At 59.7% G+C, this 23,599-nt stretch carries 21 protein-coding genes; 11 read left to right on the top strand and 10 right to left on the bottom strand.

Going from position 1 to position 23,599, the window contains the following annotated elements:
* Position 1: 1 nt before the first annotated feature.
* A complete protein-coding gene (locus SynPROSU1_RS12900) occupies positions 2–895 on the bottom strand; it encodes a methylglyoxal synthase (protein ID WP_186570844.1) in 894 nt (297 codons plus the stop codon).
* Between the two features lie 161 nt (positions 896–1,056).
* Here SynPROSU1_RS12900 and SynPROSU1_RS12895 point away from each other — a divergent pair, with 161 nt between their 5' ends.
* Positions 1,057–1,719 (top strand): Crp/Fnr family transcriptional regulator, encoded by a 663-nt coding sequence (locus tag SynPROSU1_RS12895; RefSeq protein ID WP_255444688.1) that lies wholly within the window; start codon positions 1,057–1,059, stop codon positions 1,717–1,719.
* On the opposite strand, the gene speA is transcribed toward SynPROSU1_RS12895, so the two are convergent.
* Positions 1,710–3,638, bottom strand: coding sequence for a biosynthetic arginine decarboxylase (gene speA, locus SynPROSU1_RS12890; RefSeq protein WP_186570842.1), 1,929 nt, complete (start codon positions 3,636–3,638; stop codon positions 1,710–1,712). The genes SynPROSU1_RS12895 and speA overlap by 10 nt on opposite strands.
* Before the next feature lie 122 nt (positions 3,639–3,760).
* Here speA and ndk point away from each other — a divergent pair, with 122 nt between their 5' ends.
* Positions 3,761–4,216, top strand: a complete 456-nt coding sequence (gene ndk / locus SynPROSU1_RS12885) for a nucleoside-diphosphate kinase (protein WP_186570841.1) — start codon at positions 3,761–3,763, stop codon at positions 4,214–4,216.
* A gap of 28 nt (positions 4,217–4,244) precedes the next feature.
* On the opposite strand, the gene SynPROSU1_RS12880 is transcribed toward ndk, so the two are convergent.
* Positions 4,245–5,498, bottom strand: a complete 1,254-nt coding sequence (locus SynPROSU1_RS12880) for a CHAT domain-containing protein (protein WP_186570840.1) — start codon at positions 5,496–5,498, stop codon at positions 4,245–4,247.
* 119 nt (positions 5,499–5,617) lie between these two features.
* Here SynPROSU1_RS12880 and SynPROSU1_RS12875 point away from each other — a divergent pair, with 119 nt between their 5' ends.
* Positions 5,618–6,277 carry a hypothetical protein gene (locus SynPROSU1_RS12875; RefSeq protein ID WP_186570839.1) on the top strand — a complete coding sequence of 220 codons (660 nt, stop codon included), beginning with the start codon at positions 5,618–5,620 and terminating at the stop codon, positions 6,275–6,277.
* On the opposite strand, the gene SynPROSU1_RS12870 is transcribed toward SynPROSU1_RS12875, so the two are convergent.
* Genes SynPROSU1_RS12870 through SynPROSU1_RS12860 form a run of 3 tightly spaced genes read right to left on the bottom strand, consistent with a single transcriptional unit; the run spans position 6,234 to position 9,854 of the window.
* Positions 6,234–8,153 carry a CHASE2 domain-containing protein gene (locus tag SynPROSU1_RS12870; RefSeq protein ID WP_186570838.1) on the bottom strand — a complete coding sequence of 640 codons (1,920 nt, stop codon included), beginning with the start codon at positions 8,151–8,153 and terminating at the stop codon, positions 6,234–6,236. The two genes, SynPROSU1_RS12875 and SynPROSU1_RS12870, sit on opposite strands and share 44 nt — an antisense overlap.
* Entirely contained in the window at positions 8,150–9,256 is a 1,107-nt protein-coding gene (locus tag SynPROSU1_RS12865) for an FAD-dependent oxidoreductase (protein WP_186570837.1), read from the bottom strand. Before SynPROSU1_RS12865 ends, SynPROSU1_RS12870 begins: the two co-directional genes overlap by 4 nt.
* Before the next feature lie 7 nt (positions 9,257–9,263).
* Complete coding sequence (locus SynPROSU1_RS12860; RefSeq protein ID WP_186570836.1) at positions 9,264–9,854, bottom strand: cyclic nucleotide-binding domain-containing protein; 591 nt, start codon at positions 9,852–9,854, stop codon at positions 9,264–9,266.
* An 81-nt stretch (positions 9,855–9,935) separates the two neighbouring features.
* Between SynPROSU1_RS12860 and gatB the strand changes: the two genes are divergently transcribed.
* Positions 9,936–11,417, top strand: a complete 1,482-nt coding sequence (gatB, locus tag SynPROSU1_RS12855; RefSeq protein ID WP_186570835.1) for an Asp-tRNA(Asn)/Glu-tRNA(Gln) amidotransferase subunit GatB — start codon at positions 9,936–9,938, stop codon at positions 11,415–11,417.
* Entirely contained in the window at positions 11,417–12,238 is an 822-nt protein-coding gene (locus tag SynPROSU1_RS12850) for a 2OG-Fe(II) oxygenase (RefSeq protein ID WP_186570834.1), read from the top strand. The genes gatB and SynPROSU1_RS12850 overlap by 1 nt, the downstream gene beginning before the upstream one ends.
* Before the next feature lies 1 nt (position 12,239).
* On the opposite strand, the gene SynPROSU1_RS12845 is transcribed toward SynPROSU1_RS12850, so the two are convergent.
* Positions 12,240–12,629, bottom strand: coding sequence for a transcriptional regulator (locus SynPROSU1_RS12845; RefSeq protein WP_186570833.1), 390 nt, complete (start codon positions 12,627–12,629; stop codon positions 12,240–12,242).
* Between the two features lie 613 nt (positions 12,630–13,242).
* Positions 13,243–13,866, bottom strand: coding sequence for a dephospho-CoA kinase (gene coaE / locus SynPROSU1_RS12840; RefSeq protein ID WP_186570832.1), 624 nt, complete (start codon positions 13,864–13,866; stop codon positions 13,243–13,245).
* A 50-nt stretch (positions 13,867–13,916) separates the two neighbouring features.
* On the opposite strand from coaE, the gene argJ reads away from it, so the two are divergent.
* Positions 13,917–15,119: a bifunctional glutamate N-acetyltransferase/amino-acid acetyltransferase ArgJ gene (gene argJ, locus SynPROSU1_RS12835; protein ID WP_186572403.1), complete on the top strand. Its 1,203-nt coding sequence runs from the start codon at positions 13,917–13,919 to the stop codon at positions 15,117–15,119.
* 317 nt (positions 15,120–15,436) lie between these two features.
* On the opposite strand, the gene SynPROSU1_RS12830 is transcribed toward argJ, so the two are convergent.
* Complete coding sequence (locus tag SynPROSU1_RS12830) at positions 15,437–16,153, bottom strand: sulfotransferase family 2 domain-containing protein (RefSeq protein WP_186570831.1); 717 nt, start codon at positions 16,151–16,153, stop codon at positions 15,437–15,439.
* Positions 16,154–16,293: 140 nt separating this feature from the next.
* On the opposite strand from SynPROSU1_RS12830, the gene SynPROSU1_RS12825 reads away from it, so the two are divergent.
* The 3 genes from SynPROSU1_RS12825 to SynPROSU1_RS12815 are packed head-to-tail and all read left to right on the top strand — an operon-like array spanning position 16,294 to position 18,959.
* Positions 16,294–16,950: a hypothetical protein gene (locus SynPROSU1_RS12825; protein WP_255444687.1), complete on the top strand. Its 657-nt coding sequence runs from the start codon at positions 16,294–16,296 to the stop codon at positions 16,948–16,950.
* A gap of 45 nt (positions 16,951–16,995) precedes the next feature.
* Positions 16,996–17,307, top strand: coding sequence for a DUF6825 family protein (locus tag SynPROSU1_RS12820; protein ID WP_186570830.1), 312 nt, complete (start codon positions 16,996–16,998; stop codon positions 17,305–17,307).
* Positions 17,307–18,959, top strand: coding sequence for an AarF/ABC1/UbiB kinase family protein (locus SynPROSU1_RS12815; RefSeq protein WP_186570829.1), 1,653 nt, complete (start codon positions 17,307–17,309; stop codon positions 18,957–18,959). Before SynPROSU1_RS12820 ends, SynPROSU1_RS12815 begins: the two co-directional genes overlap by 1 nt.
* Positions 18,960–18,980: 21 nt before the next feature.
* Here the strand turns inward: SynPROSU1_RS12815 and eno are convergent, their stop codons facing one another.
* Entirely contained in the window at positions 18,981–20,273 is a 1,293-nt protein-coding gene (eno, locus tag SynPROSU1_RS12810; protein ID WP_186572401.1) for a phosphopyruvate hydratase, read from the bottom strand.
* Between the two features lie 112 nt (positions 20,274–20,385).
* Here eno and gloA point away from each other — a divergent pair, with 112 nt between their 5' ends.
* Positions 20,386–20,784: a lactoylglutathione lyase gene (gene gloA / locus SynPROSU1_RS12805; RefSeq protein ID WP_186570828.1), complete on the top strand. Its 399-nt coding sequence runs from the start codon at positions 20,386–20,388 to the stop codon at positions 20,782–20,784.
* Positions 20,785–20,789: 5 nt separating this feature from the next.
* Positions 20,790–23,573, top strand: a complete 2,784-nt coding sequence (locus SynPROSU1_RS12800) for an ATP-dependent Clp protease ATP-binding subunit (RefSeq protein ID WP_186570827.1) — start codon at positions 20,790–20,792, stop codon at positions 23,571–23,573.
* The last annotated feature ends 26 nt before the right edge of the window (positions 23,574–23,599 follow it).

The following is a 23,599-nucleotide window of genomic DNA, read 5'->3' as shown; positions in this document are numbered from 1 at the left end:
CTCAGCCGGCTTCAACAACCTTTCTCTGCCCTTGAACATAGGCTTCAAGAACATGATTGGGGATCAATTCATATTCGGATTTGCCTGAGAGGAGGTAGTCGAGAATGGCTTCTCCACTTTGGGGATTGGTGGCAAAGGGGATCTGATATACATCGCAGAGGCGTCCCAGGGCTTCGATGTCGGCATGGTGGGGGTGAGCAGACAGTGGATCCCTGAAAAAGATCACCCCGCAAATATTCTTTGTTGAGATCAGCGTGCCAACCGCCTGATCTCCACCCAGAGGGCCAGACGCCACCTTTTTGCTTAGAGAGAGGCCTGTTTTGGCGTAGAGCATGCTGCCGGTGGTGCCGGTTGCAATCAAGGGAAATTTCTCAAGCTTTTTGGTGTGAATGCTGCAGAATTCCATCAAACTTGCCTTCATGTTGTTGTGCGCTATCAGGGCAAGATATTTGCGTTTGTCGTTGTAGCTTTCTGCTAAAAGCTGTTCATCACGTGCGCGTCCTATCGCCCTGAAGTATTCACGGTATTTCAGGGCGAGAGGTTGGTTTTTATCGAGAAAAGCGTTGAAGTTGAAGAATGAAAATCGCCCAACTGTTGTTGGTTCTATCGTTTCAACATCTGCTCCGCGTGTCGCCTCGTCTGAGAAAAGGCTTTCGCCAATAAATGCTCCTTTTTTTTCGATTGCAATTTGTCGTTTGCCGTCAAGAATCTGTACCAGTCCATCAAGAATGAACACCATGCTGTCTGAGGGCTCGCCCTTTTTCATCAAGATGGTTTCTTTGGGGATCTCCTCGATCGTCAAATGTTCCGCCAGGCTCGCAATCTCTTTGGTGCTGAAGGAATGCTTCAGGTTGCCCTCGTCTTGCAGGGCCTCGATCAGGGCGTTGCGATCCATCTGCGATAAGGAATTAAACGGACCTTAAGAGCCTTGGTCTCAATCAGCTGTTTCATTGGTGTCGTTGCCCTAGCCAGGGGCTTTGATTCACAGCAAGCTGATTGGACGAGCTCTCGTGGAGTTGTCCTTTGTCTGCGTTGACCTCGGCTGACCTGAAGTTGATGCCTCTGTTCAGCGATTTGGCGATCGAACAGCTGGAGCAGCTGCTGGATCGCCACCGTGAAACCACCCATCAGGCAGAGCAGTTAATTGTGATGGAGCAGGACTGGGGCGAGTCTTTGTTTCTGCTCCGCTCCGGTTTGGCGAAGGTGCGCACCTACACCGCGGATGGAGATGAAGTGGTGATGTCTCTCCTTGGTTCGGGCGATGTCTTCGGCGAAATGGCAGCACTGGATGGAGCAGTTCGCTCCGCCGACGTCGTCGCTCTGACGCCGCTTCATCTGGTGAAGTTGCGTGCAGCACCCTTTGCATCGCTCCTGCAGCGTGAGGCTGGTTTTGCTCTGGCCTTGGCACGCCTTGAGGCGTCGCGATTGAGGGATTTAAATCAGCGCTTCGCCTTGCAGAGCGCTGACGCCACAACACGATTGCTCGACACCTTGGCGTATCTGGCGCGCAAAACCGGCCCTGACGCGCAGCCCACTGCTGTCATCCCACCATTGGCTCAGAAGGAAATTGCACTTGTTGCAGGTCTGGCCCGGGAAACAGCCTCAAGAACGCTCAGCAAACTGCGGACGCGGGCAACGGTGACGGTTACAGACGAGGGGGCTTTGCAGCTCGCCGACCTTCAGCCCCTCGTGAAACGGGGCCTGTTGCCTCAGTCTTGAAGGTAGGTGGTCTGGCGCAGGCTGCTCTCCAGATGATCGAGAAGACGTCGTGATTCGTCGATGCGGAGCTTTCCGTTGTTGATGGCTGCCTCTGCAGCCACCCGCAGCCGTTCCAGCAACGCGCGCGGATCGTGCTCCATGGCCTCGAGCACATCGGCATTGGTGTCGCCACGGACCACATGATCGATGCGGTAGCTGCCTCCAGGACTGAGACGGATGTGAACAGCGTTGGTGGTGCCGAACAGGTTGTGGAGGTTGCCCATCACCTCCTGGTACGCGCCGCTGAGGAAGAGGGCAATCAAATAGGGCTCGTCGCCTTCCAAAGCGTGCAGCTCCAGAAGGGTTTTGGGCTGACCTTCACCGATGAAGCGATCGAGGCGCCCGTCGGAATCGCAGGTGAGGTCGGCCAGGCTGGCCAGGCGGCTCGGGCGTTGCTCGAGCTTCTGAATCGGCAGGACGGGGAAGAGTTGGTCGATGGCCCAGGTGTCAGGCGCTGACCTGAAGATCGAAAAGTTGGCGTAATACGTCCCGGCCAAGGCTCCACGGAGGGCAGACAGCTCCTCGGGCACGGTCTGATCCGCTGGAAGTCGGCTGGCGATCGCATCGGCGCAGGCCCAGGTCAGTTGCTCTGCTGTCGCGCGGTCGCGCAGCCCCATGTAGCCGAGTCGGAACGCTGCGAGGGCGTCCTGTTTGAACTTCAGTGCATCGTTCCAAGCCTCTTGCAGTCGAACCAATTCGGCCTCCGCTGAGCTTGAGAGCTCCTGGATCGTGGCCAGGGTCTCCCGCAGATTGCGAACGGTGAGAGGTTCATCGTTGCGGTGGCTGGGAACGGAAGCAGGCAGTGCACTGCTTCCCAGCACGTCGAACACCAGCAGCGAGAAATGGCTGGCAATGGCTCGCCCGCTTTCGCTCACCAGGGTGGGTACCGCAACCCCATTCGGTTCACAGCACTCCCGCACCGTGGCCACCACATCGTTGGCGTAGTTCTGCAGGGAATAGTTCGTTGAGGCGGCCGACGCGGTGCGGCTGCCGTCATAGTCGATGCCCAGGCCCCCACCGACGTCGAGAAATCCCATCGGCGCACCGAGCCGTGTCAGCTCCACGTAGATCTGGCCGGCTTCCTGCAGCGCGTCCTTCAGCACAGCGATGTCGTTGATCTGGCTGCCGATGTGGAAATGGAGCAACCGCAGATCCTGCAGCAGATCGTGTTGCTTCAGGCGTTCAACAGTGGCCAGCAGATCGGGGATGGACAGTCCAAATTTGGCCTTGTCTCCCACGGAACTGCCCCATCGCCCGGTGCTGCGGCTCGACAACTTGGCGCGCACGCCGATGTAGGGAGCGGCCTCAAGGCTGCGGCTGGCTTCGATGATGCGGTCGACCTCATCGGGTTGTTCGATCACGACCACTGGTTGGCGTCCCAAGCGGCGCGCCAGAATCGCTGTCTCGATGTAAAGCCGATCCTTGTAGCCGTTGCAGATCAGCAGTGCCTCCGGGTCATCCAGCAACGAGAGGGCAATCAGAAGCTCGGCCTTGCTTCCTGCTTCGAGTCCGAAGTTCCAGCGGTGGCCACAGCTCACCAGCTCCTCCACCACATGCCGCTGCTGGTTGCACTTGACGGGGAAGACCCCTTGGTAACGACCGCGGTAGTCGTACTGCGCGATCGCGCGTTCAAAGGCGGCGTGCAGGCGCTCCAACCGGTCTTCCAGGATGTCGTCGAAACGAATCAGAAGTGGCAAACCGAGATTTCGACCGCGCAGTTCGGCCACAAGATCCACCAGATCCAGGCTGCCGCCACGCTCCCCCTGTGGCTGAACACTGACATGCCCGCGGCCGTTGATCGAGAAGTACGGATCGCCCCAGCGGTCAAGGCCATACAACGCAGCACTGTCCTGAATCGACCAGTGTTCGCTGTCTGACACCTGCGTTTGCCTGAAGAGATTGTTTGGAATCTAGGGACATCCCATGCGATTCCCATCGTTGGTGCTTGCCAAGCGGGGTGGCCAGCACTGACGATGGCGGCGCTTTTCATTCACACCAATCCATGGCCGAACGCACGTTCATCGCCATTAAGCCCGACGGCGTCCAGCGTGGTCTGGTGGGCGAGATCCTCGGCCGCTTTGAGCGCAAGGGATTCAAGCTTGTGGGTCTGAAGCAGATCACCCCCAGCCGTGCCCTCGCTGAACAGCATTACGGCGTCCACAAGGAGCGTCCCTTCTTTGCTGGCCTCGTCGACTTCATCACATCTGGCCCTGTCGTGGCCATGGTCTGGGAAGGCGATGGCGTCATCGCCAGTGCCCGCAAGCTGATCGGTGCCACCAAGCCCCTCGAGGCCGAGCCCGGCACCATTCGCGGCGACCTGGCCATCAACATCGGCCGCAATGTCATCCATGGGTCCGATGCCGCCGAAACCGCTGCGTTTGAAATTGGTCTTTGGTTCGATGCCTCTGAGCTGAACGATTGGACCCCTTCCGACCAGACTTGGCGCGTCGAGTCCTGAGGGGACCGACCGCTTCAGCCTGATCCGCTCACCACGGTGTGCTGATCAGGCTGAAGCCTGCCCAGTAGTAGGGAGATTTCATGGCGATTGAGCTGCCAGAACCGCGGATTGCCGCCACTTGGGCTGATTGAAGGGCCTGTGCTTTGGTCCGGCTTTCGGGCAGTTCGCTGTAGAAGGCCTTCATCAAATTTGTGGTCGATTGATCGTTGATCGACCAAAGCGTGCCGATGGCGGATGGAACGCCAGCCTTGAGGGCGAGTCCTGCAAAGCCATTGGCAGCATCGGTGTCTCCCAGAGCGGTTTGACAGGCACTGAGAACGATCAGATCCGCTTTGGATTGGTCCCAGTCGATCGCATTGAGGGCCTTGAGTGTCAGTTTCTGATCCCACAGTTGGATGTAGGAGGCTTCGACCTTGCCGGGTTGGAATTGCGCGTGGGTGCTCACGTGCAGTGCCGAGAAGGGTTGCTTCGACAGGTTTTGGTTGATCCGTGTTTGCGTGAAGGCCTGGTTCTCCAGACGGGTGACGCCCCATTGGCCTTGGCCTGTGGAGCTAAGGCTTTTGCTGAGCCCGGCGATTTCCTTCTTTGTGCCTGGTAAGGCTGGAATCGATGGATCCTGAAATTGACTGGCTCCCATGGCCAGCAGTTGGCCGCTCTTGAACGGCTTGTAGTTCGTCTCAATCAGGTTGAACGCGGGGATCCGCGCCATGGCATAGGTCTCGATCAGATAGGTGCCGTCGTTCGATAGGGCCGGTAGGGCTAGATCCTTGACCCCGTCGCCGAGGCAGAACAGCAGCAGATCGATCTCGGCAGCAGCCAGCTCCTGCTCATAGGGCTTGATGATCCAGTCATAAAGCTGTTGGCCGCTGGTTTGGCTCTGGGCCGCATCCATCCGCAGGATGCCCTTGTGAAACTGTCCAGAGACGGCGAAGAGCTCCGGGTCGGTGACGTCGTAAAAGTCCTTCACGATTGGTGTCCCGCTGGGGGGGATCAGCACCAGGTGCAGATGGGTCTTCCGCGGAATCACGTACAGCAGGGCTGAGCGGGTGCCGGTCTCGGCACTGAGGCGTTCCAGGTCGGCGGCGGTTTCATCAGCGGTTTTGCTGACCGAGGCAAGGTCTTCGCCGAAGTAATCCTCAAATTCCTTTTCGCGATCCCGTTCCATCTGCAGCACTTTCTTGGTCAACTCGGGAGAGGTTTGACCGTGGCTCGGGCCGCCACTCACCAGCAAGCCAGATCCCAAGGCAACTGCCAGTGAAAGGGTTGTCAACCTGTTGAGCATGGTCAGAGGCAGCACGTCTTCTTCGATTAGCTCTGAATGTCGGGTGTGGCTGAATTTGTAAGGCTTTGGTTACAAGAGACAGCCCCTCCCTTGGATGACGACCGATCCTGAAAGAAGGGTTGTCTTGGTGTGCGGGCGTCATGGGCTGTTCCGGTCTGCTGAAGCGGTTGTTAAGCGTCCTGATGCTGGGAGCGGTGCTCCCTGCAGCGGCCAGTCCCCAGCTCCGTTCCAGTTTTCCGGGGCGCCGAGTGGGGGGTGGAACGCGTGGTGAGTGCACCGCACGCTTGTTGATTCACCTCGTGCCGCAGAACAGCGTTTTTGCTCCGGATGTTGAACGCTTGCTGGGGACTTTGCAGGGTCCGACCCAGACTCCAAAGCCGTTGCTCATGGATCTGCGACGCCTGGCCTCAGCGGGCACTGTTGCCGGTGCCAAGAATCGCGTGCAACGCATTCGTCTCGATCCTTCGCCGGTCGGGGTCACGCTGTTCCGTGCGCCGTTGGCCGATGGAGTCGTCTGGGAATCCAGCTACCAGTGCCTCGAGCCAAACTCTGGCGTGGATCCCCTGAGCTGGGATGGGGGCTTTGATGCTCCACCGGCCATCACCTTGCTGTTGGCTGAGCCCACGCCGGTGGATCTGAGCCTTCAGGAACGACTGAAGGCACTTGCCAACCGATGTGACGGCTCCGTTGCCAAAGCGCGGTTGATTCAGGACTTCAACCTTGCGCCTCTGGATCTCAGCTCTTGGCCGGATCGTCTGCCGGTGCGTTGCCTGTTCTGAAGGCTGTACCGGGTTTCACGCCGTTTAGTTCGAGCACGTCCACGACCTGTTGGCGTCCTTTCACATGAAACCGACCTACCGAGTGCCAGATCAGGTCATCGTTCGCACACTGCTGCAGAGTTTGCCGACTGAACAGCGTGCGGCAGACATGGTCGCTGGGCACCCGGGCCAGGCTTTCCAGCCGCGATGCGCAGTTCACCGTGTCTCCCATCACGGTGTATTCCAGCCGTGTGCTGCTGCCCATCGAGCCGGCGATGAGTGGGCCTGAATGGATGCCGATCCGAATGCGCATGGGGGGTGCCTCTTCCCTGCTGAGTTCACGGTTGAGTTGCTCAAGCCGAGCGGCAATCGCCAGGGCAGCATCAATCGCGTGACGAGCATCCACGGCCTTGCCCTGGCTGATCGGTGCACCGAACACCGCCAGGAGACCATCGCCGGTGAACTTGTTAATGATGCCGCCGTGGTCGGTGATTTCTTTCACCAGCAGGGCCATGCCGCGATTGAGCCACAGCAGGAGATCGGCGGGGGCGAGCTGTTCCGAAATGCTGGTGAAATCCTGCGTGTCTGTGAACAACACGGTGGCGTCCACCTGTTTGCCTTCAAATTGACCATCGCGCAGCAGCGCGTCGCGTTGATCCCACAACTGAGAGGCGACTGCAGGGGAAGTGGTTTGCCCCAAGAGCCGTTCGATTTGTTGTTTCTGCCTTTGATGCAGGGCACCGCGTCGCAGCCAACCCACCCCCGCCATGACGGGTAGTGAGATCACCGGAAGGGTGAGGCCGATCCATAGCCCCTGCATCCAGAGCAAGGCGATGCCGCTGCTCGCCACTGCTGCGGTGAGGACAGCGGTGACCGTGATGCTTTGCCGAAGCTTGCGGAAGCTTTCGCCGAGGTAGATCCCGGTCAGGATCGCGAGCAGTTCCAGGCCACGATCGCTCCAAGGCGGCAGCGTTTTGAGCGACCACGGCTCACTCAGGCCATTCAGAAGTGCTGCGACCCGCAGCGCATGCACCTCGACGCCGGGCATGCGGAGTTGACGTTCTGTTCGGATGAAGCGGCTCTGCGGAATCTCGAACAGATCACGGAGGCTGGGGGCTGTGCTGCCCATCAGCACGATCTCACCCCTCAGCTGCTCCATTGTTTTGGCCTCTCCATTGGCCAGAGCCCGCAGGCTGATGGTGCGGAAGCTGCCGGGTTGTTGAAACGGAAGCAGCCGCTGATAGCCCGCGGCATCAAGGTCTCGGTAGCCCCCGGAATGCGGTAGCAGCCAGGGCCCGAGCCGTTCGGCCCTCTGCGGAGACCTCAGGGCATCGAGAAGGTCGGGTTGAAGATTCGATGTCTCCACCAGACGAACCGGCAGGCTCACGGTGGCGTCGTCTTGCCCGCTCACATGGACCAGGTCGCGCCGGATCACGCCATCGGCATCCACCACCAGGTCATTGAACGCCTGCTGCTCAGGCGGTGTGCCTGGAGGAGCTTGGATGCCCTCTGCTGCATTGAAGATGGCAACGACCTTGGGGTGTCGTTGGATCAACGCGCGGAGGCACGTTTGTTGCTCCCCGATGCCTTGGTCGCGATAGAGATCAAGGCCAATCGCACTGGCCTTGGCTTCTACTGCATTGCTGATGGCGCGACACAGCACGGCATCGTCGATGGGCCATCCGTAGTGGCTGATGTCTCCCTCATCGATTCCAGCGATGGTCACCGGGTGCCGTTGGGCGGAGTCAGTGGCCCTGAGGCTGATGACGGCGTCGTAGAGCAGCAGATCGATCGATTCGCTGATCCCGGTTGTGGCCAGTCCCCCCAGGAGCAGAGCTGCGGCGCCGACGATGCCGCCCTGGATCAGGCCATCGCGCAGGCGCTCGTTGAACCTCAAAATCGGCTCCAGTGAAAGTTCTTGAGCAGGGCGACGTTGTCTGCTGGTAGGGGGGCGTCCTGCAGGCTGGAGGCTGTGAGCTCTGCAGTGATCGCCGCAAGCAGCACCCCATTGCGGTGATGTCCGCAGGCCAGCCATAAGCCAGGGATCGGGCCAGGGCCAAGCAGAGGCCCTTCATCCGGCGTGCAGGGCCGGAAGCCCCACCAGCGTTCCATTGGTGGCCAGCCGGTTGCGATCGGTAGCAACGCTGCAATGCCCTGTTGGAGTTGCTTTTGCCCATCGGGGGTCAGTCCTTCGGCGAAGGCTGCATCCCGTTCACTTGTGGCACCCACCACGATCAATCCGTCCTCTCGGGGGACGAGGTACGTGCCTGGGCCAAAGATCACCCGCTTCAGGGCGTCCCGCGGGCCTTGCAGCGAGAGCATCTGGCCTTTCACCGGGAACACAGGGAGTTGTGGCACCAGTTGTTGGCTCCAAGCACCACTGCAGAGCACCGCTTGTCGGCAGTGCAGCTGCTGCTGCTCCCCCTCCGCACTGCGCAGTGCGACACCACTGAGTTGCCCACGCTCCCCTTGGAGCAGGTTCAACACCTCGGCGCCTTCCATGAACTGCACGCCCAGGGAGACACAGGCGCGCTCCAGCGCCCGCATCAGTTGCCGGCGGTTGTCGATCTGCCCGTCCTGTTCGAACAGCAATCCAGTGGTCCACTCCGGACCTAAGTCCGGGATCTCCTGTTCCAGGCCGGCGCGGTCCAAGGTTTGCCCTAGGTGGGCTGTGGGGTAAGCGTCGCGCTCTGCCGCTGTTCGGAACGGCACCACAATGCCGCTGGTGCGCAGGCCGCAGCCAAGACCGCTGTCTCGTTCAATCTGCGCCACCCAGCGTGGAATCTGCTCCAGGCTGGCCTGGCCGAGCTGCAGCAGGGTGCCGCTGAGGCCTTCGGCATGAGGAGCCAGCATGCCGGCAGCCACAAATCCGGCCGCTTCGCTGCGGCGGCGGCTGATCACGGTCACGTGCTGTCCGCGACGGGCCAACTGATGGGCCACCGCCAGGCCCATCAAGCCACCCCCCAGCACAAGCGTGGCTGGATGGTCTGCAGGAGTCATGGCTGGCTCAACTCTCCTGGCGTGGTGGATCTGTGTGCTTCAGCAGCTGCTCCAGCTGAGCCGCCGCTTCCCCCATGCTGTCAGGCCCATTGCGGAGGCTGCTGCAGATGTGCGTCAGTGCCGAGGCATCGCCGCGGGTTGTGGCATCAATGCCATCCAGCAAGAGGTTGATCATCCGGTTGCTGTTGCGGCAGCGTTCACTGCTCATGAGCAGCATTTCGGCCGCGAGTTCGGCGTCGAAGAGCACGGCTCCGTGCAGCGCCTCCCGCGAGAAGCGCAGGATTTCCGTGCTGGTATCCAGCACACGGACCCGCGCACCGTGGCGGGGCTCCCCGATTCCGAAAAGCGCCATTTCTCCCAGGACCGCTCCAGCACCCACTTCAGCGATGACTCTGGATGCATGGCCGGTCTGCTGGATTTCGACGGCGAGGCGGCCCTGTTGCACCAGGAGCAGGGAGTCGGCGATCTCGCCCTGTTCAATCAGAACGGCATCAGGATCCGGGTGGAGAAGCTCAGGGTCCAGCAGCTTCAGATGGGTCTGGAGCAGATTCCGCAGCCTGCGATTGATCGCTTCTGGCTCTTGTGTTGCGGGATCCATGCCGGCCAGGCAACAACACCCATCCTGATCGGCTCGGGCCTGATTCCATAGGATCCCGAGATTGCTTCACACCACGGGCGCATGGCCGACGCAGCAACTCAACTGGCCTGGGAGGCCGTGATCGGTCTCGAGACCCACGTTCAGCTGGGAACGGACAGCAAAATTTTCACGGCGGCATCGACCACATTTGGCGATGACCCCAACACCCACATTGATCCGGTGGTCTGCGGCCTTCCAGGCACGCTCCCTGTGCTGAATCAGAAGGTGCTCGAGTACGCGGTCAAGGCGGCGATGGCGCTGAACCTCAATATTGCGGAACACAGCAAGTTCGACCGCAAGCAGTATTTCTATCCCGATCTCCCGAAGAACTATCAGATCTCCCAGTACGACCAGCCGATCGCCGAGGAGGGCTGGATTGAGGTGGAAGTGGCCGAAAAGGGAAAAGACACCTACCTGAAAACGATCGGGATCGAGCGCCTTCATATGGAGGAAGACGCTGGCAAGTTGGTGCATGCCGGCAGCGACCGCCTGGCAGGATCTACCCATTCCTTGGTGGATTACAACCGCGCCGGAGTGGCCCTGGCGGAGATTGTCAGCAAGCCGGATTTGCGCACCGGTCGTGAGGCTGCTGAGTATGCCTCGGAGATTCGCCGGATCATGCGCTATCTGGGTGTGAGCGACGGCAACATGCAGGAGGGATCCCTGCGTTGTGACGTGAACATCTCTGTGCGTCGGGGTCCGGATGCCCCCTTCGGCACGAAGGTGGAGATCAAGAACATGAACTCGTTTTCCGCCATCCAAAAGGCGTGTGACTACGAGATCAAACGCCAGATCAAGGCCTACGAGACTGGCGAGCCGATCGTGCAGGAGACGCGGCTCTGGGATGAAGGCAAGCAGCTCACCAAGAGCATGCGCAGCAAAGAGGGAGCCAGTGATTACCGCTACTTCCCGGATCCTGACCTCGGCCCGATTGAGGTGAAGGCCGATCAGCGGGAGTCGTGGCGCTCTGAATTGCCAGAGCTGCCGGCGGCCAAGCGGCATCGCTATGCCGATGATCTCGGTCTATCCCAGTACGACGCACGGGTGCTCACCGATGAGCGGCCGATGGCGGATTACTTCGAAGCCGTTGTGAACGCCGGTGCCGACGCCAAGCTTGCAGCGAACTGGATCACCGGCGATATCGCCGCCTATGTGAACAGCAACCGGCTTTGCTATGCCGAATTGCCGTTCCGGCCGGACCAGCTGGCGGAGATGGTGCAACTAATCGATGGGGGCAAGATCAGCGGCAAGATTGCCAAGGAGATCCTGCCGGAGCTTCTGGAAAAGGGGGGGTCTCCCAAGGCGATCGTCGATGAGCGCGGCCTCGGCATGATCAGTGATCCGGCTGCGATTGAGGCCATCGTGGACGAGCTGCTGACGGCCCATCCTGATGAGGTGGAGGCCTTCCGAGGCGGCAAGACCAAGTTGCAGGGCTTCTTCGTCGGACAATTGATGAAGAAGACTGGTGGTAAGGCCGATCCCAAGCTGGCCAACCAGATTCTCAGCAAGAAACTCAAGGGTTGATGAGCGGAGCGGCAGCCATTCCCGACGCCTGGAAGGAGTGGTTGCTGCAGAACAGGGATCGTGGCTGTGATCCCGAAGGGTTAATGCAGCGGGCCCTCGATCAGGGTTTTCCACGCGATGCGATTGCGGCTGTTCTCCAGTCGTCATCCCAAGGTCTGGCGGCGACGGGTGCACCCACGGCCGATTGGCTCGCCTGGTTCGAGTCTCCCCTTACCCGTCCTGACCATCGGCCGCGCGCCTGGCGTCTGGATACGTCCCTTGCCCAGGTGTATGAGTTACCTGCACTGCTCAGCCACGAGGAATGCGAGGCGGTGATCGAAGCTATCAATGCGTCACTGCAGCCATCGACGGTGACCCGTGGAACCAGCGATTACCGCACCAGCCGCACCTGCCATCTGCGTCAGAACAATCCGGAGCTTGCTGCCAGCCTCGATCGGCGGTTTTCGGCGCTGTTCGGGGTGGATCCGCGCCTGTCGGAACCCATCCAAGGGCAGCGCTATGACCCAGGTGAGTACTTCAAAGAACACACAGATTGGTTTTCTCCGGGGACGGAGGAATACGCAACCCACACCGACAGTGGTGGGCAACGCACATGGACGTTGATGGTTTACCTCAACGCTGTTGAACGTGGTGGAGAGACGCTGTTCCGTCGCCTGGGTCGTTCGTTTACGCCCGTTCCTGGCATGGCATTGGCCTGGAATAATCTCCAGGCCGATGGAACCCCCAATCCCTTCACCCTGCATGAAGCCCTTCCCGTGGAGGCGGGGCACAAATGGGTGATCACAAAATGGTTCCGCTCCGAATTCGGGCGGAACGGTTGATTCAATGCATCAGCCCCGCGCTTGCGGCATGGGTGAGAGATCCGTTGTGAATGGTTTGCGTGATTGACCGTCCATCAGGGGCAATGCGCAGCACGGTGACTTGACTCGGTGGCATCCCGGCTTCCTGCCAGCCGGGTTGTCCGCCTGGGAAGTGGAAGATGAATCCTGTGGCATCCCGCTGAGCAAGGCACGGATTGTTGGTAATTCCCTGGTACATGCAGCGACCTGGTCGATAGTTGCTGAGGCCGCCATTCATGCGAATCGCTGCGTCGCGCGCCAGATTGAGGGCGCGCTTTGGTGCCATCGAGTCGGTCTGTGCCCGTGCAGGGGCTGGAAGATTGAGGGCTGGGCTGAGCAGAAGAATGGCCAGCAAAAGGCGTGGAAAGGTCATGGTTTTTGGAGTGAAGTTGAGATAATTGGGGGTTGCTTAGAAGCCAAAAAGTTGAATGTTGATGTGCTCAATGAGGTTGGAGTTGTGGTCTGGCTCTTGTGTTGGTTTGGTCTCCTGCTGTCTGGTCTCCTTGGGGCTGATGGCGGAAAATTGGATGAATTGGCAGGTCTCTCCAGTGCTGCAAAATTGCACCATTGTTGATGTGCTCCTGGCTTGGATGTGAATGCGTTTGTCGTCTGCAGCAGCAGAGTTTGATGCCAAAAAGCAACTCAGTAGGATGAGTGCAATTGGTTGAAGATTGTTTGGGATAAGCCTCATTTCGAATGGGCGTAAATGTTGTTCTCTTTGGTTTGGAATCAAGCAGCCCTGATCCATATCCAGGACTGCCGTTAGGTGTCAGTTAGCGGCTGTCAGATCGCGGCTGTCAGTAGGCGTGAGCAGGAGCCGCCAGCGACATCACGGAGGCGCCAAGGGCCAGGCATGCGGCGGCGACGGTGTTGAAAGACATGGTGATGAAGTGCTTGTTAAGTGGCCCGTTGCACGAGCTGACTTCACCTTCCGCGCAGTCGTCGCTGTTGGAGTTGATCCCGGTCTCTCAAGTTTGTGACCCTGATCACAGTCCGGCTGCGGGGCTCATCTGAAGCAGTGCTCTTGCCTGTTGTTCCCAGGCCCCTGGTTGGCCCGAATTGGTGATCACGTGGTCTGCTAAGTCGCGTTTGCGGCTGAGAGGCCATTGCGCGTCAATCCGTGCCAAAGCTGCATCCCGATTCATCCCATCACGGTTCATGAGCCGCTCCAGCTGCTGGGGGGCAGTGCAGTCCACAAGCCAGATTTCACTGCAGAGCGACTCCAAACCCGATTCGAACAACAACGGGATCATCAGCACCACGGCTGGCGCCTCTTTCAAATCGTCCAAGGCGACGTCAAATCGTTGCTGCACGGCGGGATGAATCAGCTGCTCCAGCCAGCGGCGTTCCCCCGTGTCGTTGAAGACGATCTGGCCCAAGGCGTCTCTGTCGATTCCGTTCCCCTCGGCGTTACGGACGCGTTGTCCATAGCGCTCGAGAACGAGCGTCGTGGCTGTGCTTTGAGGTTTGAGGACGTCCCTGGCGTATTGATCGGCGTCGAGAACAGGCAAACCTTCGTCAGCCAGCCAACGGCCCACGCAGCTTTTGCCGCTTGCAATTCCGCCGGTGAGCCCGATGCGTCGTTGCGAGAACTGCTCGCCAGGCGCCATGGTGTCGGAGCAGGATGCACTCAGTGTCTCGCGGCTTGTTAGCGGTGGCGATGGCTATGTCTTGGCAATCGATCCAGGGTGGTGTCACGGCACCGGATGGGTTCGAGGCGGCGGGCATCGTCGCAGGCCTCAAGCCCTCGGGCAGGCGCGATCTGGCCATGCTTCTCGCTCCGGCATTGGCGGTCTGTGCTGGCACCTTCACCAGGTCGGTGGTTCGAGCGGCCTGTGTTGATCTTTGCAGTGATCGCCTCTCCAGCAGCGGCGGTCGAGCCCGTGCGGTGTTGATCAATTCCGGGCAGGCCAACGCCTGTACAGGTGATCGCGGCCTGGTGGACAGTCAGCGCGCCACCCAGGTGCTTGCCGATCACCTGGGCTTGGATCCGGAGTCAGTGTTGATCTGCTCCACGGGAGTGATCGGTGTGCCGATCCTGATGCCAACTTTGCTGGCCGGACTTGGTCCGCTGATCGATGCCTTGGGCGAAGACGGAGGTGGTGCGGCAGCCCAGGCCATTCTCACCACTGATTTGGTCGACAAGCAGGTGGCCTTGGAGGCCGACCTTGGTGGACAGCGGGTCCGCATTGGCGGCATGGCGAAAGGTTCGGGAATGATTCATCCCGATATGGCCACCATGCTTGGTTTCTTCAGCTGCGATGCCGGAGTCGACGCCTGCATCTGGCAGGGGATGGTGCGGCGTGCGGTGCAGCGATCCTTCAATGCCATCACGGTGGATGGTGATACCAGCACCAACGACACGGTGCTGGCCTTTGCGGCTGGAGACCCGCTGGCGGAGCAACACCATCCCGCCTTGGAGCAGGGTCTCACGCATGCGATGCAGCAGTTGGCCCAGGCGATTGCTCGGGATGGTGAAGGGGCGACCTGTTTGATTGAAGTGCAGGTCGAGGGAGCTGTGGATGAGGCCGCGGCGTTGCAAGTGGCGCGCACAGTCTGTGGATCGTCCCTTGTGAAGACCGCGATTCATGGGCGGGATCCGAATTGGGGGCGGATTGTGGCGGCAGCAGGTCGCTCCGGCGTGACCTTCGATCCTGAAGCGGTTGCCTTGTGGATTGGCTCCCATCAGCTCATGGCGGGGGGGCAGCCTTTGGAGTTTGATCGGCAAGCCGCCAGTGACGTGTTGAGGCAGAAGGATGTTCTGATACGCCTTTCACTGGGTGATGGTTCCGGATCCAGTCAGGCTTGGGGCTGTGATCTGTCAGATCAATATGTGCGCATCAACGCCGACTACACGACTTAGTTCAAGCCTGTTTGTCTCATCTACAGTCGTTGCTATGAATTAAAAAAGGGGTGGTTACGCCTCCTGTTGATCAAAACAAGCAATGACTGTTTTGTTTGCTGTTCAATTCATCTAACGTCAATTTCCGATGCTGTAGGGGATGAAGTTATTGCGTTATTGTCACCCGGTATTTTGCAATGAGATCATGATTGAGCTATTTAATGGCCTTGTCGGAATGAATGTTCATTCGACAAAGGAGAGTGAGTTCTGTGTATTCCGTGTCTGAACGTAAAGAAATTCTTCGTCTGTAGCCTTTCAAGGCGAAGTTGCTTTTGGGTTTATGAAGGAGTGGTTGGATAGTCTAAATTTGCAAATTCCCACGAAAACATCTTCGTTGCGGCTTTGATTGTTTCTTGGTCCCAAAGATTTATTTCTGAAGGTATTTTTACGGTATTTTCCTTGAATCTTGGCATTTTATTTAAATCGATTGCAATTCCTAATTGATCATGGAGGATTTTCTTGGCGCTTTGAAGGTCTTCCAATTTGAAGACATGGTCAACACCCCATGTGGTTCCGTCCTTGTTGATTCCGAAAAGCAGATTGACCCCTCTAGTGTTGAGGTCTCCCTGGTCGTTGGTGATATGAGCGAGAAACTTTTCTTTTAACAGGTCTTGTTGGCGTAAAGGATTAGACTTTTTCCCCAGGATTTGTTGAATTTGTTTACCCTTTCTCCATCGGAACGATGATATCAGTCGATTGAAGGGATTTCGCAAGATGCCAAAGCTAAAATATTCTTTTGATTCGGGAAATTTTTTGTGGGCGGCGATGAGGCGTGCGTGTTGTTTGACTTTGATGCCTGGTCTGGCGTTCTTTCCATTTAAATAATTGATTTTGTTTGCGATGATGGCTGCGGCTCGATGCTGCTCTTCTTGTTTTTGAGCTCTAGTGACCCAATCGCCAGTATTTAAATAGTGAGAAAGTAATCCTTCGAAAGAGGAGCCAGCTGTTTTATTTGTTTTGACGAAAACAAACTTATGGCTGTTAGAAATAATCAATTCTTTTTCAGGGTCTCATTATTTACTTGACATTACCAGGGTCAAGGTTTTGCCTTAGGCATTGGAGTTTTGCTGCATAAGTCCAGGCCCCCAGGTCGTCGAGCGTTCGTTCTGTATCCCTGTCACAATTCGGCTGCGAGTTGGAACCACGTGTGGACCAGAGCAGCTCCCCCGACGCTCCCGTCGCGACCAAGGCCCCAGCCTGGTTGGGTCCTCTTGTGGCGGGTTGTTGCTTTGCCCTCGGGTATGGCATCACCCATCGGGTGCTGACGCTTCAGACCAATGCTGAAGATTCGAGCCCCGAGGCTTTCGCCGAGCTCGCTTTTCCGGGGGATTCCCTGCAGCAGCTCCGCACCCGGTTTGGTGGTGACGACGCTTCTTTGGAAGTGGATGTCACTGCCCTCGAAGCTGCCAAGGCTGCGAGCCGACCGCCCCAACCAGAGGTGAAGACAGCGATCAAACCTGATGTCGCTCTGCAGACGCCTCAACCACCCGTGTGGACGGCTCCGGCCTGGTCTGACCCTCAATCCATCGCGCCAGATCTTCAGCCGGAGGTGCCCGAAGCAGACGAGGCGGAGCCATCCACAGCTCAAGAGCAGGGGCCGGACGACAGGAATGCTGAGCCAGTTGTTGGTCCTGAAGCCACCGACGTTGTTCCTGCGGTTGTTGTCCCTGCAGCTGTTTTCCCTGCCGAGGATTCACCGGTGTTGGTGGCTGATCCGGAACCTGTTGTGGTTCCCCCTGGCGCCGAAGCCTTTTTTGAATCCATCGACCCTGTGATTCCTCCCCAGCCCTGATCTCCTGTCGGATCTGCCACAGTTGAGACTGTCTGCACTCGGTTCATGGGTTCCTCGGAGGCCTTGATTCGCGCCACCGTGAATCGCATCAGCGCGCGCCTGGGCCACGGCTTTGCGGATGCGGCGGCTGAGCTGGCGGTGTTGGCGCAAGATGCCCCACAACGGCTGCGTCAGGAATGGGATTTATTTCAGGACGAGGTGCTTGCAGAGGCGGAACGGATTGAACGGGGTGATCAGGCCATGGGGAGCACTGATGGGACGTCGTCCGCGGAACCGTCGGAGACGCCTCAAGCGGTGATCGACCGTCTCCGGGCCACGGTGTCTGATCTGAGCCAAGTGATCGAGGCACGCCCCTGATGCTCGGACTGCTGCGAGCGCTTCGGATCTGGCGCTCTGTCCTGACCTTGCTGCTGCTGCTTTGGTGGGATGCTCAATCCTGGACCTATCGCGGTGGCGTTACTGCGGAGCGTCGCGCTCGCCGCCAGCAAGGTCGAGCTCGCTGGTTGACGACCGAGCTGCTGTCTCTGGGTTCAGCCTTCATCAAGCTTGGGCAGCTGCTGTCCGCCAGGCCAGATATTCTCCCGGCGGGCTGGGTGGCCGAACTGGCGGCTCTGCAGGACAGCGTTCCGGCCTTCAGTTTTGATCAGGTGCAGACCGTGCTCGAAGAAGAGCTTGGTCAGCGCTGTGCAGAGGTCATTGACCTCGACCCAGAGCCCCTTGGTGCTGCCTCTTTGGCTCAGGTGCACCGCGCCAGTCTGCGCAGTGGCCGGCAGGTGGTGCTCAAGGTGCAGCGGCCTGGGTTGGATCGACTTTTTCGTCTTGACCTTGAGGTCATGCAGCAGGTGGCGGCTGTGCTGCAACGCCATCCCAGTTGGGGGCGTGGTCGCGATTGGCCGGCAATGGCACGGGAATGTCGACGTGTCCTGTTGCGTGAGCTCGATTTTCGCGTCGAGGCCCAGTATGCAGCGCGTTTTCGTCAACAATTTCTGGATGATGAGCGGATCAGGATCCCCGCTGTGATCTGGGAGTTGAGCACCCGCCGTGTTCTTTGTCTCGACTATTTGCCAGGTATCAAGGTCAATGATCGTGCGGAGTTGATTGAGGCCGGTATTGATCCAGTCAAAGTGGCTGAGGTGGGCGCGGCCAGCTATCTCAAGCAGTTGGTGCGCTTTGGTTTCTTTCACGCCGACCCCCATCCCGGCAACCTTGCCGTTGCCAGCGATGGCGCTCTCATTTACTACGACTTCGGAATGATGGGCCTGTTGTCGGACGGCTTGCGTCGACGCCTCGGGGCCATGGTTCGCGCTGCTGCCGCAAGGGATTCAGCAGCTCTGGTGGAGGAAATGCAGGCTGCCGGAGTGATCTCCGGAGGCATCGATGTGGGTCCGGTCCGTCGTCTTGTGCGGCTGATGCTGCAGGAGGCCCTGACCCCACCGTTCACAGCCAATGCGATCGACAAACTCTCTGGCGATCTCTACGACTTGGTCTATGGGCAGCCCTTCCGTCTGCCGGTCGAACTCATTTTTGTGATGCGAGCGCTGTCCACCTTCGAGGGTGTTGGCCGCAGCCTGGATCCCGCTTTTAGCTTGGTTGCGATTGCCAAGCCTTACCTCCTTCCACTCATGACCTCAAGCGGCTCCGGCAGCAACGATCTGTTCAATGAACTTGGCCGTCAGGTCGGTGCTCTCAGCAGCCGTGCTGCTGCTTTCCCAAGACGTCTTGATGAAAGTCTTGAACGCCTTGAGCAGGGGGATCTGCAGCTCCAGGTGCGTTTGGGGGAATCGGATCGTCAGTTCCGTCGGATGGCCCTGGCCCAGCAGTCGATCGGCCAATCGGTGTTGCTCGGATGCCTGGCTTTGGCCACAGCCATTGTTGGTGCGAGTGCCCGTCCGCTTTGGTCAATTCTTCCGGCTGTTGCCTCCTTACCGGTGGGGTTGGGCTGGTTCCGAATGCAGGTCAAGATCCGTCGCGATCAACGGTTGGAGCAGTTGCCCGGTTCCAACCGTTGAATCTCTCTTGGGGGCCTGAGATCAGGCCTTGCCGCGGGGACCTTGGCCAACAGCGCCGGCGTAGACGGCCTGGCTTCCCAGTTCGTCTTCAATGCGGAGTAGTTGGTTGTACTTCGCGACCCGCTCGCTGCGGCTGAGGGAGCCGGTCTTGATCTGTCCCGCGCGGGTGGCGACGGAGAGGTCGGCGATGGTGGTGTCTTCGGTTTCGCCACTGCGGTGGCTGATCACGCTGGTGTAGCCGGAGCGGCCCGCCAAATCGATGGCCTGAAGGGTTTCGGTGAGCGAACCGATCTGGTTCACCTTGATCAGGATCGAGTTAGCTGTGGAGCTGTCGATGCCCTGCTGCAGACGCTTGGTGTTGGTGACGAACAGGTCGTCACCCACCAGCTGCACCTTGCGGCCGAGGCGTTCGGTCAGCAGCTTCCAGCCATCCCAGTCGTCTTCCGCCAGGCCGTCCTCGATCGAAACGATCGGGAATTTATCCACCAATTGCTCGAGTTGGCCCACCATCTCGGCGCTGGTGTAACTGCCGCCATCGAAGGCATAGCGCCCGTTTTCGAAGAATTCGGTGCTGGCCACGTCCAGGGCAAGGGAGATCTGATCGCCGGGCTTGTAGCCCGCCTTGCTGATGGCTTCCACCAGGATTTCGCCAGCTTCCACGTTGCCGAGATTGGGGGCGAAACCGCCTTCATCGCCAACGGCGGTGCTCATGCCCTTGTCGCTGAGCAGTTTCTTGAGCGTGTGGAACACCTCGGTGCCCATGCGCAGCGCTTCGCGGAAGCTCGGAGCACCATGGGGAACCAGCATGAATTCCTGGAAATCCAGGCTGTTGGCGGCATGGGCGCCACCGTTGATCACGTTCATCAACGGCACCGGCAGCAGGTTGGCCATCGGGCCGCCGAGATAGCGGTAGAGGGGAATTCCCAGACCGTTGGCGGCGGCGCGGGCGGTGGCCATGCTCACCGCCAGGATCGAGTTGGCCCCGAGGTTGGATTTGTTGTCGCTTCCGTCCAGCTCCAGCATCGCGGCGTCCACGGCCGCCTGATCCAGGGCGGAAAGGCCACAGAGGGCTGGTGCGATCCGCTCCTCGATGTGATTCACGGCCTGGCTCACACCCTTGCCCATGTAGCGGTCGCCGCCATCACGCAGCTCGTGGGCTTCGTGCGCGCCGGTGCTGGCACCGCTGGGAACGATGGCCCGTCCCATGGCACCTCCTTCGAGAAGCACCTCGGCTTCAACCGTTGGGTTGCCGCGGGAATCGAGCACCTCTCGGGCCACGATGGTGTCGATGACGAGGTCGAGGGAATCGATCACGTTGGGACGCACGCTTAACCCGGGGATCTTATGAGTCGCCCCTCTCTCCCCTGTTGTGACGCGCCATACCTGGCCAGAATGACGGCAGGTTCTCGCTGCACGACGCTCTCCCATGCGGATGCTTCACACCATGCTTCGGGTCGCTGATCTGGAGCGGTCTTTGAGCTTCTACACCGAAGTCCTGGGCATGCAGCTTCTGCGTCGAAAGGATTACCCCAGCGGGCGCTTCACCCTGGCTTTTGTCGGCTATGGATCAGAGGAGAACCACACGGTTCTGGAACTCACCCACAACTGGGACACCGAGAGTTACGCCCTGGGCGATGCCTATGGCCATATCGCCCTTGGGGTGGACGACATCCGCAGCACCTGTGCCGGTATTGCCGACAAGGGAGGACGCGTGGTGCGGGAACCTGGCCCGATGAAGCACGGCACCACCGTCATCGCCTTTGTTGAGGATCCGGATGGCTACAAGGTGGAATTGATCGAGTTGTCCTCCAAAGCCCCCGTCTGAACCGGATGACCTCATCCCAAGCGTTGAACGGCAGCCTCACCCATGAGCCGGATCGCTTCAGCGATTCAGCCTGGGATCTGCTGCTAAGTGGTCAGGACGTCGCCCGACGCTGGCGTCATGAGCAGTTGGATGTGGAGCATCTGATCCAGGTGCTGTTCACCGACCCCTCCTTTCGGCGTTGGGTGGAGGCTTTGCCTCTAGCCAGTGATCTTTTGCTGGATCGGCTGGAGGATGTGCTGGCCGATCAACCGTCCGGGCGTGGCGACGAGTTGTTCATCGGCGATGACCTCGAGCAGCTGCTGGATGAGGCTGATGCCATCCGTCGGCGCTGGAACAGTGCCTGCATCGATGTGTCGGAACTGTTGATGGCCATCGGTGCCGACCCGCGGATCGGAGCTGAATTGTTCGCTGGGCTGGGGCTGTCGGCCGATCAGCTGGAGCTGCTGCTCCAAAAGGGGGTTGATGGTGGGGTTTCATCTCCTCCACCGGAGCGGCCAAGGCCGACGTCCCCGAAAGAGGAGCCGCTCCGTCAACGGGTGGCTCGTGTTCCGTCCTCCTCCCGTGGGGGGCGCGAAGCAGCAGCCGCAGCGCCGTCAGCCCCGCCTCGTCAGACGGATCCCCTTGAGCCTCCCTCTGCCCCTGAGGCTCCCTTGCAGGTACAGGAGCCCCCCACGGCGTTGGAGTCCTACGGGCGTGACCTCACGGAAGAGGCTGAAGCAGGCAGCCTTGATCCGGTGATCGGTCGCGATGCGGAGATTCGCAATCTGATCAAAGTGCTCTCACGCCGGAGCAAAAACAACCCGGTACTCATCGGTGAACCCGGCGTTGGCAAAACAGCGATTGCGGAGCTGCTGGCGCAGCGGATCGTGGCGGGTGAAGTGCCGGAATCTCTCCAGGGCCTGCGTCTGGTGGCGCTCGATCTCGGGGCCCTGATCGCCGGCGCCAAGTTCCGTGGCCAGTTCGAAGAACGCCTGCGGTCGGTGCTTGAGGAGGTCAGCGGCTCCGATTCCGGCGTGGTGTTGTTCATTGATGAGTTGCACACCGTTGTCGGCAGCGATCGCAGCAGCACCGATGCCGGCAGCCTGTTGAAACCAGCTCTCGCCCGTGGTGATCTGCGTTGTATCGGCGCCACAACTCCGGAGGATTACAGGCTCACCGTGGAGAAGGATCCGGCCCTCAACCGTCGCTTTCAGCAGGTGGTGATCCGGGAGCCGGATCTGGAGTTGAGCCTCGAGATTCTGCGGGGCTTGAAGGAGCGCTACGAGCTTCATCACGGTGTCACGATCACCGATGAAGCCATTCAGGCGGCCAACCGTCTCGCCGATCGCTACATCAGCGACCGCTGTCTGCCGGACAAAGCCATTGATTTGATCGATGAAGCGGCAGCTCAACTGAAGATGGAGGTCACCTCCAAGCCGCAGGTGGTGGAGGAAGCCGAGGCAGATCTGCGCCGCGTTGAACTGGCATTGCTCGCTGCTGAGCAAGCGCCTGAATCGGAGCGGATTCAGTTGCAGCGCAACCGGCTTGAAGTGTCGACGCGATTGGACGATCTGCGGCGTCGCTGGCAGCAGGAGCGCGGTCAGCTGGAGGAACTCGGTCAGCTGCTTCAGCAGGATGAAGACCTGCGCCATGCCATCGCTGAAGCCGAGCGGGATGGCGACCTCGAGGAGGCGGCCCGGTTGCAGTACGACCAGTTGCATCGGGTGCAGCAGCGTCGGGATGAACTGGAGGCGTCCCAGGCGGAGGCGCAGACCTCCGGAACTGCTCTGCTGCGCGAGCAGGTGGAGGCCGGTGACATCGCTGATCTTGTGGCCCGCTGGACCGGGATCCCTGTGCAGCGGCTGCTGGCGGGTGAGCGCCGCAAGCTGCTGCAACTGGACGCCCATCTCGCCGAACGGGTGATTGGCCAGGGCGAGGCGGTGATCGCCGTTGCCGCTGCCATTCGCCGTGCCCGTGCTGGCATGAAGGATCCGCGTCGCCCGGTGGGATCGTTCCTATTCCTCGGGCCGACCGGCGTGGGCAAGACCGAGCTGGCCAAGGCGCTTGCAGCGTCGTTGTTCGATGAAGAGGAGGCGCTGGTTCGCCTCGACATGAGTGAGTTCATGGAGCGCAACGCCGTGGCTCGGCTGATCGGTGCTCCTCCCGGTTATGTCGGCTATGAGGAAGGCGGGCAGCTCACTGAGGCTGTGCGGCGTCGTCCCTATGCGGTGCTGCTCCTCGATGAAGTGGAGAAGGCGCATCCCGATGTATTCAACCTGCTGCTCCAGGTGCTGGATGACGGCCGACTCACCGATTCCCAGGGCCGCACCGTCGATTTCCGCCACACCGTGGTCGTCATGACGAGCAACCTGGCCAGCCCGGCGATCCTGGAACATGCCCGCTCGGGATCCACGGACGAGTCAGCCCTTCAACAGCAGGTGGATGCAGCGCTGTCGAGTCAGTTCCGGCCTGAATTCCTGAACCGTATCGATGAGGTGATTCGTTTCCGCCCCTTGGAGGTGGCTGATCTGGTGCGCATTGTTCAGTTGCAACTGCAAGATCTCGCCGCCCTGTTGGCCGAGCAGGGTCTTGCTCTTCTTGTGGATGATGCAGTCGCCGAGGCCATGGCCCGTCAGGGCTATGAACCCGAGTACGGGGCGAGGCCACTGCGACGGGTGTTGCGGCGCCAGCTGGAAAATCCGCTCTCCACGCTGCTGCTCGAGGAACGCTTTACCGGTGCCAGTGGTGTGACGGTGCGGTTGGGCGAGGCCGGTGCAGATTCCTTGGTGTTTGATCCCATAGGAGTTTGAGGGCATCCGGTAGGGTGGTTGTTTGG

Origin of the sequence: Synechococcus sp. PROS-U-1, assembly GCF_014279755.1 — a bacterium.
Taxonomy (GTDB): Bacteria; Cyanobacteriota; Cyanobacteriia; order PCC-6307; family Cyanobiaceae; genus Parasynechococcus.
Note: the sequence above shows the minus strand (reverse complement) of the source record. Positions and strands in the feature narration are given on the sequence as shown.